Raw genomic sequence first — 17,899 nt, 5'->3', positions numbered from 1 at the left:
TAGACAATTGGTTGGAGTGCAATTAGAGAACGCTGATAAGGAGGTTTTAAGACTTAGTCAATCTTTGTGCGGCGGATTAGACCCGGAGTATAATATGATTCGTATAAGAACTATTCAGCTTCACAATAATCGACATATTATTATTATTCGTAGACCACGAAGTTGGAACGCTCCTCATATGGTCAAAGATAATTATAAATACATGCTTCGTACTAATGGAAACAAGATTCCTATCGGAACGTCAGAACTCAAAGATTATTTTTTGGTCGCCATAATTATGTTGAGAAATATGATAAATTCCGCATGAACCGAATTATTAAAACTACAGATAGCTTTAAACTACCTACGCCCTTCTTAATAATGCACTCAGTTCCTTTATCCGCTTTTGAAGTAACTAATGCTTATCCAATCCATACTCTAAAGCAAGAAATAAATCATTCCATTGTAGGAGATACAAATAGATCTTATACTCCTATGATTAATGCCCACGGAACTATATTTCAAAAGATCAATAACTATGGTTCTTTCGTTATGGGTGGACATACTCAGATATTCTTAAACGGAATAATTGAGCAAGTCAGCAACTATGCCTTTACTCATTCCACTACGGAAGAAATGGACAATGGGGTACCTTTGAATTTTTTCTGTTGACTTTAAAGAAATCATTTCGGACGTATTGGAGCAAAACTGGATTACGTACGAAAAAATTAAACTGAATGAGCCCTTTTTTATATTTTTTAGTCTGATTGGTGTTAACGGAATTAAAGGTTACAATAAGCACCCTAACCTTTATGGTAGAGGACCTATTAGTCTGGATGATGATAATCTTCAAAGTCCTGAAATCCTAATAGAAAGTTTGAATAGTACTAATAGAGTAAACGCGGTTAATTCAATCATGACTTTTCTCTGGAACGCATTTGGTTTTGAAAAAAGAGCCTGATCGCTAATAAAGCATGCCTAACCTCTCTATCTTTAATTTGTATTCAATTTTCAACTAAGATTATAGCTGGTATTTTTAAGGTCTTTCGTTGTTCAAAAATTTCATTTGCTATTTTTATTACTCCCATAAAAAAGGGACTACCAATACTCGTTCTAGATTGGTGGTCCCCTCAATATGTTTAAGTTTCTGTAGCAGGAGCTGCCATAGCTTGGGCCGTCTGTATGCTCAAAATTGCTATTATTGCTTCAAACCAACTTTCTATATCTTTATTGGTATCTACTTCACAAAGCTGTTCGTAAGTCATTTTCATTGCAACTTCATTATTTAACCTCTTTTTAGCCTGGGATACCTTTTTCTTAATTTTAATATCTTCAAGTAAATCCCAAGGATTATCCGAATTTGCTCCATGCTGTAATTTAGCCACCATGGTTGGGACATCATCCATTTCGGAGAATGCTAATTCAAAACCATATTCGGCGGAGATTGCTGCAGGATGCAGGTAGTTTTCCATTTCCCGCTTGCTCGTATAAAAAGCAATTGAACCATTCCCCCTGCTGTTAACCATATTTACTTCTCTTATGTACTTTGGCTGAACAGCTTCATCCCGGTCATATATGTGAACCTCAGGAATCCCTAATGTTTTAAGATAATTTGAAGACACCCAATCCTTTAATGTGCTTCCGCCAAGGTGAAGCATGATGATTCTAGGATCGTTTTCTAAATCCGGGATTATGGGATTTGAAGCACGCAGCACTCGGCTTACATGCTTTAAAAACCGAATATCATGAGGCCCTTCCACGCAAATAAACACTTGAACTCGTTGGTCTGGAATGACACCTAACTGATCTGCAATTTTCTGATATACAGCATCATCATTGTGTGTAATTCGTCTAATACCCATGGAATCCTTTTCGATAAATCTTAGGTTTTTGACATCAATGAGACCTGCTAGTCCGGGAACATGGGTAGTAATCATTACTTGACAATTTTCAGTTTGAGAAAGGTCTAAAAGGGCTTCTATCAACATTTTTTGATTATTTGGATGCTGGGCTGTTTCGGGCTCTTCAATGGCATAAATAACCCTTGGGGTACCTGCAGCAGCTTGTTTGCGCTCAACTTCAGCTCGGAAGAAGTTAAGAAGAACAAGTCGACGTACACCGCTCCCACGTTTATTAATCGGTATTTGATCATCCCCGGTTAAGGATAGTTTAAAAAGACCTTCCCACTTGGGCTCAGATTTAAACTGAGGAGCCAATTCTGTTGCAAGGTCTGGATCCATTTGTCTTAGCTTTTCAAGGGTTCTAACCGCCACGTCCATAACCTGTCGATGAACCGTTACTTTTATTTGTTCAAGATCTTGCTCCACAGTTTTTATCGCTTGTTCGATGGCAAACTTCATGGGATCCTGGACTTCGGAATCGTCGTCTTTACTTGGTCGATCTGCTTGGAATAAAGCAAATTGTGGCAGCAATTTTTCGATGTTCTCCCATATAGACTTTGCATTCTCATCATTTAAGGATATGAGCTGTTCTTCTAGCTCCAGATTGGCAATTTGACCTCGAATAGCTTGGCGAAGGGCGGGGTTAGAGCGTTGGTCAATTGATTCCAGATTGATTCCCAATTCTCTTGCGCGCTTCTTTAATTCAGGGTTTTTAATCTTTATCAGATCAGTGGTATTCTGGGCATGTGGATGGTAACAAAGAGCGTAAACGGCTTCTTTAGGGGATTTTAGGCTACAGTTGTAGATTTTATGTATCTCTAGCTCGCCTTGACGGTTTAGCAAAAATTCGTCCGCGAAGGTAGTTGAGGATTGGGAATCCAATATGACCTGTTGGGGAAGGTCAGAAAACAAACACCCAATGATCACTTCTTTATCAGTGTTATGTACGCAGGCATCAGTGGACTCCAGTTTGATTAGTTTATTATTGAAAAAAATTTCCATCGCTTCGAGTATTGTGGATTTTCCGATATCATTTCTTCCGATGAGAGCAGTAAAATCATCTATCGAAATCTGAATCTCATCCTTGTAAGATCGGAAATTTTTGATAATAAGTCTTTTTAACTTCATAAGGTTCCCCTCCACCAAAAAAATTTAGAGGTAGATTGATAGCCAGGATCAATACTTTACTATTTGGCTATTTGTTCCATCCGCTCAGATAATTCTACCATATATGGTTGGTTTACGGAGACAACAACTATTAAACAATACTACATTTTGTTATTAGAAAAAGGGGATCAAAAATCTTTATAGTCCTTTATGAAAAGGGGTATTATTCTGTAATATTAGGGTTACGAACGAATTCTTTTTTTTCTAACTTCAAGATAAATATTATTCCTTGCTCACCTTGAGAATTAAATTCTAATCTTAAAAGATTCGTCAAAACAGTATTTTACGTAATTTAATTTTCGATAAGTATTGGATTAGATTGGTGGACACTTCATAAAGCTAAGGGGAGTTTTTTAACATGCTAAGTGGACGTGTTTGTCCCAATTGACGCATCCGGTTTATTTGAGAAAGGGCTATCTGGATGGCGAAGATAGTATTACCAATTTGTTGCTATAACAGAGAAGGTCAATAGCAATCCAAAAGTTAACAAGCTGCATCACGAGGTGATTACGATAAAGCAGATGAATACAGAACAAAGCGTACCGATGATCAATTCGGGGTAAGTAAGCAGAAGAATTCCGGATGACAGCACAAATTGTTCACTGGGTTTAATATGTAGTACGGATGAAAAGCATCTGGTATCTTTGCATTCCAGGTCTACCGGTCCTTCTCCCAATCCGGTGAATTGGTCATGGTTGCCGACATGCCAATCTCACTTACCATAATCGTATTGCTTATCCCTTTCTGACCAGACCTACTACATTTGTCGCCTGCAAGGAAAAGATACACTTGTCGGCATTATTCTCAATTACTGAGCCTGGTATCGTGACATCCTTTATGGTAGAGGATTTGCTGCAGTGGCCTGCTTGTCCTGAGATCGTCCAGGAGTACGTGATCACATCGCCGTTCGGATCAACAGATAGTTTTTTTAGTTCAGCTGTAATCGTCATCTTCATAGATCGGTTTAGGCGAACATCAGCAGCCGACAGTGATTTCGTTTTAAAGTAAATATAATGAATTTGCTCCATTTACATTCGACGTCCCGATCTACAATCATTAAACAATACGGCTTCCCTGCCTGCAGCCCGTTATAGAAGGCGTTTGAAGCATGGCCATCTGGGTGACCTCAACCCGAACTATAGGGGCTAAGCCCGTTACATCTCAGGACTTGGCGAAACACCTACTCAACACAAAAACAAGTATTAAGACGCTACGAAAATCCATACAGAATAAAACCTCCATTGCCTCTCCGGATAATCCCGGATGGAGCCATGGAGGCGATGTATGTTTCACGTTAAATTTTTACTGAATACTAACATTATCAAATACAGCCGTACTTAGCGTTGTATTAACATGTGAGGTTACAGCAAGACCGAAATACGCCGTACCTGCTGCTGATATTAGGGATGATCCCGTCTGGGTCCATGTAGACCCATTTGGTGAAATGAAGGTGGTAACGACATTACCACTGCGGGTTGCTCTGACCCAATATGGCGAACTTGCTGTAACGGATGCCGGGGAGTACGAAGCTGCTCCAGGTGCAGACCGGTATTGAGCTACGGCGAGTGCCGGCTTCAATGCTGAGAATACATTGCTGCCGTAACCAAGCAACGACTCACGGATCATTACCCCCGCTTTTGCCGACGAATGAGTGTTGGTCAGACTGACTACACGTGCTGTAATCGTTTTGTCCCCTTTAATTGGAACATAAGCAAACCGGAACTGATCCGATTTGTCCCAAATATCGCTGCCCGAGCCCTTCAGAGTATAAGTGCCGCCGCCGTAGCTATAACTGCCAGCAGCACCTACAGCGCCAATATCCTGGCTGGAGAAAGGAATTTGAGCGGTCGCCGAGGCTAAAGTTGTGGGGGTAACCGTGTTACTGACGTTCGATGTATTAGAACTGCTGTCGTACGCGCTGACGGAATAATTGTAAGCTGTTGATGCAATAAGCCCGCTATCGGTATAATCCGTTGACGGTGAATAGCCTATAATCGCTCCATTCCGGTAAATCTTATATCCGCTTACCGCAATATTGTCTGTAGAAGCCGTCCAGCTTAAGTTGATTATCTTGTCTGAAAGCGGAGTTGCTGACAAATTGGTTGGGGCTGAAGGCTTTGTAGCATCAGAAATTGTACCTAGACGATAGGCAAAAGTAAGCAATGCAGCATCCGGATCAGTCGCAGGCATTCCGTTCATATAGGCAGTTGTAAAGGGAGCGCTCAGTCCTTTGCGGACGACATAATGAGCATAGACTACTTCATTTTGTGCCCAACCGAAGGATGCACTTCTTCCTGTAGCACTTATTGCCCCCCATGGCCCCATTGTACAGCGTCCATATGTTGTATCGTAAGAGGTTTCGGTATTACCCAGATTGTAATTCGACCAATACTCGGAGCCGGCAAGTAGACGGTTATCAGCATCCCCGTACAGATCTACCCCCTGCTTCCAGGCAATTTCAGCAACAACAATCAGATTTCCAAGTCCGCCCAAGGCATGCACCTGATCACGTCCCGATTCGGAGATTTGACCGGTGGACATTACATTTTTCGTTAGGGCAGCGCAGTCATTGGTTCTATAATTAGCAATGGCATAGTCAAACATCGTTTGATTATTCGTGAAAATGGCAATTGAAATGATCGATTTCAGGCAGGATCCGCCCCAATTAGCATCCCCGATTACCGAAATCTGTGGATAAAAGACATTGGTCAATACATTTTCCAGTTGGGTAATATTAGCCGAACTCCACCCTGAGTTACTGTAGCGGAGAAGTTCCCCGGCATTAGCAAGGAAGATCGCATTGTCGCCGGCCGCAAGCTGTGCATCCGTTCCTGCTATAGTAGTGAGGGTGCTGGACCAGGCATTCAATATTTCAATTGCTTTATTGGCATAAGCCTGCGTTCCTGTGATATTCCACAATAGCGCATTATAATAGGCGGCTCTTGAATCATTCTCCAGTGCGCTATTGCCATAATCCGCACTTGTACAAGTAGATAATGCCGAATCCTTCCGGCATACTGTGCTGTAAGGACCCTGTTTCACATAGCTTGAGGAGGCTTTGGCATCTTTCTTAAAATTAGCCAGCGCTGACTTCCACGGTTCGGTATTCTGATTATTAATCATACGAGTAAGGTCAGCGGAATTATGCATAATGCCTGGATGGGCAAATCCAGCTGCTGAGACTTGCTTAGGCGGTATCACTACGATACTTAACAGTACGAACAGAGCCAGTAGAAATATTAACAATTTTTTGCTCATAACCTTCACGAAATCACCTCATCCTGAATATTGGGTTGATTCCTTATTCAGTCAGTTCTCAGCTGTTCAAGCAAATTCAAAATAACAGCTACAGCCTCCGCGCGCGTCACTTGTGCATCTGGAGAAAAACGGTTATTACCAATCCCCTTCATCAATCCCATTCTATAAGCCTCTGAGATGCTGGCTTTAGCCCACTCTGGAATTTCCGTTGAATCTGCAAAGATCAATCCTGTAGCTGCCCCCATTGGATTGCTGACCGCACGAACAGCAACAACAGCCATCTCAGCTCGGGTAATTAGTGAATCTGGACGGAAGGTTTGATCCGGATAACCAAATAGCAGCTTCTCCTTCACCAATGCCTGCACTTTAGGCATAGCCCATACAGGAATTTCACTTGCATCATGAAATGATATTACATCACTGGCGTTCCCAAGCTGCAGCGCACGGACAAGCATAGCAGCGAACTCTGCTCTGGTTACAGCCTTCTTTGGACGGAACGTCCCGTCCTGATAACCTTCCACAAAACCAATTTTCAGTGCCTTGGCAATGGCCGCCTCTGCCCAATGACCCTTGGTATCCGTAAAATTGACGGTTGTCTGCAACGTGACACGTGTGTCCGGTTTGGATATCGACATCTCCAGATTGGAATCCACCAGTTTGATATCAAGGAGTGCTATTTCCGTTTTCCCAGAAGCTAACGGCTCAAACTCAATACTCGTCAATACTCGTTCTCCGTTGTCACCATTCACCTCCCCCATTTTAGTATGAGCTAGCCTGAGCTGGCTCCCTTCAAGCTTTGGCTCAACAGAATATCCGATACCTTCTACGCTTGCTTTAATGAATTTCAATATTTTGGAATTATATTCCAGATTCATTTCCCAGGCATACAAGTCCTGTAGATCGTGCCCCTTAACAGTTAATGTAACTACACTGGATGATGGGGATAGTATAAGTTCAAAAGACGGTTTTGGCTGCTCAGCGGAGCTGACTCCGGGAAAAGCACTTGTACAGAGTATTAGGATCAATATTGTTAACAGCTGCGCTTTTTGTCTCATTTTATTGTTCATCCCCCTTCGGGAAGGCGCAGCTACGCCTTCCCTTCTTCATTGTGCGTATTTTAGTCTTCCAGCCAATCGGAGACAATCATCTGTGCAACTGCAGCCAGCTCACGGATAGATATTTCGCCTGTATGAAATAAATCAGCTTTTTCAATTTCGCTCCAGTTTGCATCCGAAGACTTCAACCCGTAATATTTTGCAATAAGCGACAGATCTTTGATGCTTATTTTCGTTTCCCCTGGTATCAACGTAATGAGTTGTAACGAGAACGTTTCCTGTGCTTTGTGGAGCGCACTAACAGCTGCATTAATCTCGGTCTGAACTGCCGCGGCATTAGCACGGACTGCCTTAGCTGAATTTAGCGCCGTTTGGAGAGCTGAAATAGCTGATTCCGGATATTGGCCAACCTTCGTTCCCGGAACCGCTTTGTTCAGCTTGGCCTGAATGGTCTGAAGCGCTTCATCCAGCATCGTCTTATCAACAGGCTGGTTCTGGCTCTGATTCACGCTATTGCGGAATACTCCAATTGCCGTATGAAGTGCTTCCGCAGCTTCATTCACTTCCTGCTGTGAGGACTTGCTATTATCGCGTACAGCAACTGCACGCTGAATGGCCCCATCAAATATAGACTTAGCTACTGCAGGGTACTGGCCAGGCGCATCACCAGCAACAGCTATCGAAGAGATTTGCAACGCTTCCTCTATGACTACCTGCAAACCCACTTTATTCACACCAATTAAGGAAGCCATAAAAGTCCTCACCGCTTCATTCAATACTTCAGCTGCATTATAGGCTTCAGATTGTGTCGCATCTTCATTATTTGCTATTGTATTCGCTTGGCCTATTGCCGTTAGCAGCGCCGCTTTGGAACCTACTGGATATTGTCCCGGTTCGTTGCCCTCAACTGCCACATCATATAATGTTTGTGCCGATTCGATTGCCGCTATTAATGTTGATTTATCCACTTTAATTTGAATATCCAGTGATGCTTGAGAGGTATCAATCAAGTTGGATTGGCCGTCCAGAGAAACTTCAAATTCATGCAAGCTAACATTTGTAACTCCGGTCATAGCCCCTGCTTTCACCTGTCCATGTAGAATAATGAGCGGGTCGGAATCCGTCAGTAAACTCTCTGTTTCCGTAACAGCAACAATCAGTAGAATTTGACCTAGCTCCGGCTTCACTCCGGTTCCAATGATCTGAACACCAGCTTCCGGTGATTCTACCACATGCTCGGCCAGAATATGTTGCCCCTGATTGTCGGATATCGTTGCGAAACTTAACACAGACGGGTCATAATATACTGCCACCTGTACGGTTGAGAATCCTTCAGGTACACCATGAATGCCGATATTTATATCCACATTCTGTCCGGGAGCAGCCAATGCTGGACCACGCAGGCTCGCACTGTGGTCTTTTACTGGCCCGGTATCGTCTGTTACAGTAACATTCCATGTCATTGTAGACTCGGCACCCTTAGCATCCGTTGCTTTGAATTGAAGCACATAATTACCAGCAATTTCTGGAATCCAGCTGAAGCTTCCATTTGTCGGATGAAGTACAGCACCCTCAGGCAAATCCACTCCTGTATAAGTAATCGTATCTCCTTCCTTATCCGTGGCAGTGATATTCTTCGTGAGAATTTGCCCGGTAGATACATTGACCGGATCCAAAACAGTAAATACAGGTGCAGTATTTTCGTCTAATGCCGGCTTAGCATAAAACGCCAGCTCTGCCACATTCGCATTCCCTTTAGGGGTGTAATAACGCAGATAACGGTAAGCCGTGCTGGTACTGTTACCGATTTCAACGAAATACCATTTGACTGTACTTATGCCACTTATGCTGTATAAATCTGTAAAGTTAGTACCATCATTCGAGCCTTGAATAACCGCACCGTTCATTCGGCTAACATTGGTACTACGTGGATAGAACTTCATTCCGCCTGGCACCTGCTCATTTCCTACACCAAAGTCAATCAATATCCAACCTGGATTTGTAATCGTATCAGTTGCAGTAGCCGTATTCCCATCAAAGGCAAGCCAAGCATTCTCTTCCGGCGTCCCTGTGCCCGGCCATATATTTGTAGTTGCCTTAACCATGGAAGATACTACTGAAATCGGTTTTAACGTTGTAATAGTTACAGCTTCACTTTGCGGTGATTCTCCTGAATATCCGACTGCGGCTACTTTATAGTAATATTTAGTACCTTCATGAAGACTTGTATCCGTATATTGGGTGGCAGTAGTGTCGCCTACTTTAATGAAGCTTCCACTAGCACCTTCTTTACGGTATATCGAATAGAATGTGGCTCCCTTCACCTCGGTCCAATGAAGCACAGTACTGTCTGCTCCGGCCAATGCTGCTGTCAGGTTTGCTGGAGCTTGGTTCTCCACCTCTGAATAAAGCGTAAAGATAAATCTTTTGTCTACAAAATTCTTAGAATCATCTTGGGCATAAATATGAAATTCATATTCGCCAGGACTTAGGCCAGCTGGGTTAATTGTAATTTGACCCCCATTTTTCCCATCTAGATTGCTCTGCATAAAACTCTGGTTGTCTGTGAACAGGGCAACATTTATAGAGTCTGGGTCCTGCACAGAAACCTGCAGTTTGAACGGATTACTATTCTCGTAAGCAGATACTGATTGAAGCTCATGTCCTTGGTCAGTAGACAACTGTATACCAGGTGGAATCTCTGCAGGGTCAAGCGCATAGCTATCCAGCAGTATTTCCGTATCCTGAGCCTCAGCTTTCATGGAGATGAACACACTTTTCAAATTGGTCGGATAATCATCGGTGCTTACATATTTGTCAGAGATATTAGTGCTTACCCTTAGCCATTCTCCCTTGGTATCCGGTATAGCTATAGCTGCAAATGGTACGGCAGATGCATCTCTCATCAAATTCAATGTAGCCTTCCCGTTTGACTTAACGGTGAATGAAACTATACAGTCTTTAGTTCTGTCCACTTGAAGCGCAGCCTGACTCAAATAGATCAGACTTCCGTTTGCTGCTTTCACATAAGATATCTGCCCTTCCGTATCACTCTCGAATCCTCCACTTATAGGGACAGCTTGATCTTCAATTTGATAGCTGCTGGTATTTGAACCTGATTCAGACACCAGGCGATTTCGTTCAATATTTCTGTAAGTCTTCAGTACTATGGGCGATGAGCCTTCATATTTTAATGAAACATCATGAATTCCTGTGATTTTTGCAATATCTGCAGCCTCAATATCAGCAGTAAATTTGATCAGCGAGCCTGCTGTATTCGTTAAATTATAGGTTGTAACCAGTTCACTGCCACTGTACAAGTGTAATTTCCCGTTAGCATCCGATGTCTTAGCCTGTAATTCAATGCTGTTGTTACCGCTATCATAATTCATTTTAGTGAAGGAAATGGTTCCACCGGTCTCTAGTTGAACACCTTCAGCAACGGTGGAGGCTGCACCGGAAAGAACCCCCTCTGATACAATATTCTCCCCGCCCGCATAGCTATCAGAGAAAGCAAACCAATCAAAGGCAATCTGATAAGACAACCAGTTAGCACTTCCATAATACTTGAAGGCGATTACATGTTGTCCTGTAAGCGGTTGGCTCAGTTTCCCTGACACTGTAGTATAATTCGTCCACCAGCCGGTATTGGGTACCTTGAGTGTTGCAAGTACCTTGCCGCTAGCAAGATTGGCTGCTGTTACATTGGTCCGGTCCAGCCCCGCAACATCATCAAGTAAAATTACATCAACCTTCGTACCTGCACTGGAATTGCTTGCAGCCCGTATTGTTATATTATTGTAGGTATCGTCCAGGTCAAGATCATACCAGGTATACTGATTTTCATAACGTACATCATATAATACAGAGCGCATACCATCCTGATCCTTAAATATGCTCGTGCTGGTTGTTGCGCTTCTTCCCAGATAATCAAAGGCCTGCATACGATCATAGGCTGATTTCACTTCAGCATATGTTGGTTGACTGAGCGGTAAGGGTGGCCCGGTTATTTCTCCTGTAGCCAGATCTTCGGTTCCCTGCAGTAGAACGTAAGAAGGGAACGCTGCCAATCCGCCTTGTTTGAGTATAGATTGATGCAAATACTTAATTCTCTCATCATTTGGATCAAGTGGTGTATTGATATGGTGCATATAGTAGCCGTAGGTCAGTTCCGACGCATACCCCAGGCCCCTGCCATTGTCGCTAACCGTATCCATATAATTTCCGGCAGGGTCAGCAATTACCGCGTTGCTGATGTTCACAGGCGAATAGAGGATATCATAACCCAAATTATACTTGGCCAGTACATTTGCCCCTGCCAGAATCCGGTTATCCAGAAATTCAAACATCCCCTTTCCATTTGCAGCGTTTGTAATTTCACCAAAAGTCGGTGAGGCTGGGTCTGGATCCACCCTTGTACCTTGTATTTCAGTCATGTAGGCAATCATGGACAGTGTTGATGTATTGCCTGAGGCATGCCCCATATCCCTGCCCATTTCGACCAGTTGAACGTGAGGTTCAACCGGCTCACCGGTCCGTTCATTTTGCGTGACATAGCGAATTTGATGATAAATATCACCGGATTGCCCTTTAAATGTAGCCGTTTTATTGGCTGTTGCCCATTCAACAGCTTCTTTGTACCAAGAAGTATTATCTGAGAAAACTGCCGCCATCGTGTATGCCAAAGATATAATCCCATGCTGATTCATCCATCTGCCATTGTTATGATAGAAATTCCCGTCATAAAAAGCCATCAGAAAATTCTGGTTAAATAAGGTAGTGTCCTGCTCCGTCCAGCCCCATTCTCCCTCGCAATCGGTATACCTCAGTAATTCCGCCGCTCTTACCATATTGGACATAGCATCCCCGATGCTGATATGTGAATCTGTGAAGCCCGAGGGATTCGTTGGGTCTATTTGCGACCATAGCCGAATAATGGACATTGCCTTTTCACGGTAGCGAATATCACCTGTTGCTGTCCATATCACTGCATCCGTAAAAGCAGCCTCGGCATCCACCTTAGCCTCTTTTGCTTTGGCATCATTATCAATCCTGGTATATGCAGGTTTTGTTGGATCAACCTTGCTCTGATTGCGGATATCATAATCGAGTGAACCGCTTGTACTGTTGCGGAAGCTCTCAAAAGCGCTTGCCCAGGGCTCTGCTCCAATTGCTATCTGCTGCTGCATTAATCTCAATGTATCACCGGTGAAACCTACAGCAGGGTGAACAAAACCAGCGGCGCTAACTGTTTCCTGAATTATAGGCTGATCATATATAGCAGTTTCAGTGCTTTGATGTACGTTCGCAGTTTCATTGATAGGAGCAGCTTGCACCGATATTGAAGACAAATCCAAAATCATAACTACAATTAAAAGTGTTTTTAGTAATGACCGTGGTAGTTTGTTACTCTTCATCCTTTAACCTCCCGCAAAGTTGAAATTTAATATACTTCTAGCAGCTCGTGGTAAGCGCTTACCATTCAGATGGAGGATTGTTTACTTTTGATTTTCATCCCAGTACCATCTTTGAGCTGAGGAACACTTCTCCTTCAAGGATAGTACCGTAAATTCCATTTTTACGTAAACCTAAATTCCTACTATAAGAATGGGTAAAAACAACTTTCTATAATAATCTCAATAATTATGACAAAAGGGACACTCAAATTAGACGTTTGAGTATCCCTTTCATGATATTTCAAATTCACATGTAGTTTAGCTGATTGATAATTAACTTATCACGGCTTGTAGTAACCTTGACCTGGGACTTTTCCATAGAGATGATTATGGTATGATCTTCCTGCTTGGAAATCTCCAGTCTTCTTGCTCCTTTTGCATGAGGATAGAGCACTGTAACAAAACCTTCTTTAGCATCGGCAACAGCTCTGATGTAATCCATCGTAGAGATCTTCTCATCACTGGGGAAAAAGCGGGTTGTACGCCCTTTATCCAGCCAAATCCGATTCAGTTTACTTAAGAATAGAGTTTCTATGTCAACACCGTAATATCCTCCGGACAGAACCCTCTGTCCGGAGATAACAGATGTATTGGAAGCTATGGGCAGACTAAATAGAACCTCTCCTTCAAAATTTTCCACTGAATCCCGAATGACATACAAATCATATGCTTTGAGATAAAGGACCTCTCGAATATGTCTGCCTTGCCCTTCTGGGTTCATAATTTCGATTGTTATGGAATCAATGTCTCCTCCTGTTGCAGAGTCTAGTACTCTGCTTGTTTTGGGAGTGTCAACCCAACCACGTTCCAGACTATAGGTTCCTGCTGTTAAATTAATCGCACCTGCAGACTTTGCGATATGCTTCTTTTGAGTTGAGAACTGCATACAGGCATGAGAATATGAACTAATATGCCAGCTTGTGCTGACGTCGAAGTATCCCTCTATACCGGAATCCATCACAAGCGGAATCGAGTTTTTGTACACAATGAAAGACCCTTGATCCAAATGACCGTGCCCGATGGGCTTCGGACTTGACATGATGGCAAAATAACTCTGGTCAGCAGATAGCGGATTTTTCCGAAAAGTATAAATCCCCGCATTTTCAAAACTTTGATTTGAGCCTAGCTCAAGCGGATGAAGAGGCGCATAGTATTCTACTGTTCCCAGTAAATTTTCCAGCGCCACGGCCTCACCCCAGAACCCCTTCAAAGGTTGACCTGCAAGCTTCCAGCTATGATACATCCGGTCAGCGAGACTCTTGTCAATCCTTTCAATTTCCTTCAGATAAATCGGGTAGCTTCCGAATTCAGAACCGCCCCCCAGCGCATGATCACCAAATGGCGGGGTCCCGATATGACCGTCATAAAACTGATAACCAGGAGTCTGTACTTGAATGCTGTAGTCAAACATATTGGAGAGCCGGGTAGCTTGAAACCAGTTTTCTTCCAGCATATGGTTTAGTACCTTCGCATATCCGGCAAAACGCTCCAAAGCCGCGTGGTGATAGCGGATGGACTCAGGCCAGGAATAATCTGAATTCAGGTTCAGACTTAATTGTGATTTCAGGACACTATTGGCGTTATACAGCCATGTTTTGCGGTTGGGGAAATCCTCCAATGCCATCATAAGGTATCCGGTCCCCGCACACATATCCGTATGCCAGTTACTTGTGCCATATTGCGCTTCAAAGGGAGTAAGTTCAGTACGGTCTCTCAAGTCCATCATATAACGAAGCATGTATTCCAGTAATGCGTATAGGCGTTCTTTCTCGTTCTTCGTAAAGACCGCTGCCTCTTTAATCATTGAGTATGATACTGCTATGCTGCACAGCAGCCTTCCGCCTTGTACAGCCCCGTAACTGTCACTTCCCTGCGGACGCTCATTGGTTACCAGCCAATGCTCCGCACCCTGGCAGAAGTCATGCAGATTGTATAACATCTCTTTCTTGGTTTTAATCGCATAATCTACATCATTGGTAAAAGCATATTGAATAGCATCACATTGCATCGTAAGTTGGAAGCTGGGATTGGGCAGTGAGGATTTACGGTTGAACGCATGTTCAAAACGGCTCAATTCTGTACCCGAGTCGTCTTTGAATGTGACTACTGTTTTTAGCCCCTTCTTAAACTTTCCGTCCAGTTTAGCGGCAAAACTAATTGTATAGCTCTCTCCGCTCTTGATGTTGATATCGTTGCTATATACCCAAGCCCCTTCATCCTGATCCGTAGGGTTGCAAAGATAAAGCGAATGTTGCTTTTGAACATTCTGAGCTTGAGCGGCAGCTCGAGAAGAGGAGTCAGACCTGCTCGCTTTTGCTCTGTCCCCACCACCACAGAAAGGATATTCCTCTTCCCAGCGGAATACCGGCTCTCCATGAAGTGCTGCCGCCTTCCAGTGATACGGACTGCCTGATTCTCCTTTATCAAACCCGTTGTTAAGTATCTGTATACTACCACCGCTTGCTGATTGCATCTCAACATTATCAATCCACACATGCCCCAGTCCGTGCTGCTCATTTTCTTCAGCAGGAAGAATAAAAGCCAGCGAAGCCGATACTGCATGCTCTGGAGCGGTGAAATTTATCAGCTTATCAGTAAAGCTCCATACGTAGAATTCTTGATTAATCACACTATAATCTATGTTTTCCTGCATGAGCAAAGCTGCATTTTCAATATATTCCAAGCTATGGCTATCTGCAATTTCCCGTATACGCTTGTACTGCTCAGCAACAATCTGGTCCTTCAATACGCTTTCCTTTAGCTTATGCCAGCCTTCTTTGGTCGTATATAAATTGCAAAAATGATCTGTATCTGTTCTAAGGATTCTGGAGAACCTGAAATCCCGAATGCGGTTCATGCATGTAACAAGAGAGCGGGCTAAATCCTCATTGATTTGCATACTCGCGTGCGAGCTTGTCTGCTTTACGCAGTCCATTGCAAGCCGTAATTGATCCCCGCAAGCTACATCATAACTGCCTACAGCATTATTATATACAGCACTATTCAATAGATCTTCTGCCTGCTCCAATACAAATTTCGCCTTCGCGTTAAGCCACTCTGCACTCTTGAACCGCATGTTCTGCTGCTCAAACCATCCAAGGGCTGGCTCCAGTCCATATAAATGATCTGTTTCACCCAAATAAGCGTAGGACGGAGCCATTGTGAATCTTGCCGTTGCAAAAAGAATCTCCTCCTCTTCCCTCGGTGTAAGAAATTCCCTGCTTCTATTGAAGGGGAGACAGCGCTTTCCTGCAAGTGCCTGTTTAGCTTCGGTTAAGGAGTCCGACAGTGCCAAAAGTGTACCATCTGTAAAAAATTCTCTGTCTGTTTCCAGCAAGCGCTCTGCCCGCTCCACTAAAGATTGCAATTTTAATCGAGCTGGTGAATGTTCTGACATTCCTTTTCCCCTTTCATTTCCTGTTAAAATGCACTCCTATTCATTATCCTAAGGGCTTTATCCTCAAGAAAGAAGGCAAATTCCAACTTTGTAAGGGGGAAATCGGATGATTATTGATATGTCTTTCGGAATTCCGAGGGAGCCATTCCTACCTTTTTCTTAAATACATCACTGAAATAAGATCGCTCATCATAACCAACCGCCGCTGCAACTTCATTTAATGATATTCCCTGTATAAGCAGACATTTAGCCTTTTCCATCTTTTCATTCACTACAAACTGAAGTACAGACTGACCAGTCACCTTTTTAAATAAATTAGAGTAATAGCTGGTACTTAAATGTACCTGTCTGGCATAATCTGCAACGGATTCATTTAACTCAAGATGTTCCCGGATATACTGAATGGATTCGTTAATGACTTCGTGGGCAGAGGCTTTCTGCTTACTCCCAATCTCCTGGCAGTATCGGTGACATAATTCTCCTACAATTCCCCGCAATGTCCTAATTGAATCTGAATTATAGGTCATTTCCTCCATCTTTTTGTCAAAAAAACGGTGATCCTCAAGCTCTTGTTCCTCATGTAATGCATTTCTGATATTCAACATCATTTCAGTACAGAAAACTTTGACTTTCTCAGGTGCCGGGAGCACTAGTCCTTCCATCCATTCAGTAAATATATTATCAAGGACAAGCTCAAGCCTTTCCACAGCACCTGAACGAATTACATAAATCAGTTCGCGCTCCTGGTCTGAGGAGAATTTGATATATACATCCGAATTCACACCATAATCGGGATAGGCAAACACACTATTGCCCCCAGAATAGAAATTATAAGAGAGCGCATTCATGGCCTGTTGATAGCTTAAAGGCAACTCAATAATATCTCTCACCGTATTTCCTACTCCTATGGAGACTGTTGCACGTGAATATCTTTCTATATTCTCCCGGCATTGCTCAGCAATGGACAGGATATCACACCCTTTACGATCATTGACAAGACAGATGAAACGATCCGGTCCATCACGAAAAACTACAGCAGCAGTTGAAGCTGTAATTGTCTCATGCAGAATATTGTGCATAGCAAAATGCAGCACCTCCACTTCACCTACAGCTGACGCCGAATTGGAATAACGGTCTATTTCGACGGCCAGTACAGCATAGTCTTGGTCGTCCATTTCTACATTCAGGAAATCCCACCGCTCTCTCACTTTTTCGGGACGCGAAGTATATCGGACCAATAGATTTAAATACTCCTGCTTTAGCAGGGGCATACTCTCCCTAAGTTTGCGCTCAACCTGCTGCAGATGATCCTGGCGCTTATTTTCTTCATCCCATTGCGCCTTTGCCTTGCAGATAACTTCAACCAATTGCATAGGAGTAAACGGCTTGAGAATATAGTCGAAACCGCCGAGCTTAACTACCTGTTGTGCATAACTGAAATCGGAATATCCGCTAATAAAGATCAGCTTAGCCCCTGTCCGCTTTGATCTCTCAATCATCTCGATACCACTAAGTTTGGGCATCCGTATATCTGTAACGATAATATCCGGATTCAGTTGCTCTATCAACTTCAGACCGTCGAGACCATTATATGCTGTCCCAACGACTTGAATGGAATAATCTGACCAAGGCATATCGTTGGCAATGCCTTCCACAACAGCAGGAATGTCGTCAATAATGACCATT

The 17,899-nt window shown here is 43.2% G+C and carries 7 protein-coding genes; 1 reads left to right on the top strand and 6 read right to left on the bottom strand.

Going from position 1 to position 17,899, the window contains the following annotated elements:
- The first annotated feature begins 303 nt into the window (after window positions 1-303).
- On the top strand, window positions 304-651 hold the full coding sequence (locus NST84_RS15670) for a hypothetical protein (RefSeq protein ID WP_342561117.1): 348 nt from the start codon (window positions 304-306) through the stop codon (window positions 649-651).
- A gap of 467 nt (window positions 652-1,118) precedes the next feature.
- Here NST84_RS15670 and NST84_RS15665 read toward each other — a convergent pair whose 3' ends face one another.
- The 6 genes from NST84_RS15665 to NST84_RS15640 all read right to left on the bottom strand — a co-directional run bounded on the left by NST84_RS15665 (window position 1,119) and on the right by NST84_RS15640 (window position 17,898).
- On the bottom strand, window positions 1,119-3,008 hold the full coding sequence (locus NST84_RS15665; protein ID WP_342561116.1) for an ATP-binding protein: 1,890 nt from the start codon (window positions 3,006-3,008) through the stop codon (window positions 1,119-1,121).
- 1,341 nt (window positions 3,009-4,349) lie between these two features.
- A complete protein-coding gene (locus tag NST84_RS15660; protein WP_342561115.1) occupies window positions 4,350-6,170 on the bottom strand; it encodes an alginate lyase family protein in 1,821 nt (606 codons plus the stop codon).
- A gap of 182 nt (window positions 6,171-6,352) precedes the next feature.
- Window positions 6,353-7,372 (bottom strand): S-layer homology domain-containing protein, encoded by a 1,020-nt coding sequence (locus NST84_RS15655; RefSeq protein WP_342561114.1) that lies wholly within the window; start codon window positions 7,370-7,372, stop codon window positions 6,353-6,355.
- A gap of 50 nt (window positions 7,373-7,422) precedes the next feature.
- On the bottom strand, window positions 7,423-12,777 hold the full coding sequence (locus NST84_RS15650; RefSeq protein WP_342561113.1) for a carbohydrate-binding protein: 5,355 nt from the start codon (window positions 12,775-12,777) through the stop codon (window positions 7,423-7,425).
- A 286-nt stretch (window positions 12,778-13,063) separates the two neighbouring features.
- Window positions 13,064-16,213 (bottom strand): heparinase II/III family protein, encoded by a 3,150-nt coding sequence (locus NST84_RS15645; RefSeq protein WP_342561112.1) that lies wholly within the window; start codon window positions 16,211-16,213, stop codon window positions 13,064-13,066.
- 110 nt (window positions 16,214-16,323) lie between these two features.
- Window positions 16,324-17,898: a response regulator gene (locus tag NST84_RS15640; RefSeq protein WP_342561111.1), complete on the bottom strand. Its 1,575-nt coding sequence runs from the start codon at window positions 17,896-17,898 to the stop codon at window positions 16,324-16,326.
- Between the last annotated feature and the right edge of the window lies 1 nt (window position 17,899).

The sequence above is a fragment of the Paenibacillus sp. FSL R7-0345 genome (assembly GCF_038595055.1).
Lineage (GTDB): Bacteria > Bacillota > Bacilli > Paenibacillales > Paenibacillaceae > Paenibacillus_AQ.
Note: the sequence above shows the minus strand (reverse complement) of the source record. Positions and strands in the feature narration are given on the sequence as shown.

Excerpts from the sequence above, each read along its gene's own strand:
- NST84_RS15670 (WP_342561117.1), top strand. The coding sequence starts at position 304 with ATGAACCGAATTATTAAAACTACAGATAGCTTTAAACTACCTACGCCC.
- NST84_RS15665 (WP_342561116.1), bottom strand. The coding sequence starts at position 3,008 with ATGAAGTTAAAAAGACTTATTATCAAAAATTTCCGATCTTACAAGGAT.
- NST84_RS15660 (WP_342561115.1), bottom strand. The coding sequence starts at position 6,170 with ATGATTAATAATCAGAATACCGAACCGTGGAAGTCAGCGCTGGCTAAT.
- NST84_RS15655 (WP_342561114.1), bottom strand. The coding sequence starts at position 7,372 with ATGAACAATAAAATGAGACAAAAAGCGCAGCTGTTAACAATATTGATC.
- NST84_RS15650 (WP_342561113.1), bottom strand. The coding sequence starts at position 12,777 with ATGAAGAGTAACAAACTACCACGGTCATTACTAAAAACACTTTTAATT.
- NST84_RS15645 (WP_342561112.1), bottom strand. The coding sequence starts at position 16,213 with ATGTCAGAACATTCACCAGCTCGATTAAAATTGCAATCTTTAGTGGAG.
- NST84_RS15640 (WP_342561111.1), bottom strand. The coding sequence starts at position 17,898 with ATGGTCATTATTGACGACATTCCTGCTGTTGTGGAAGGCATTGCCAAC.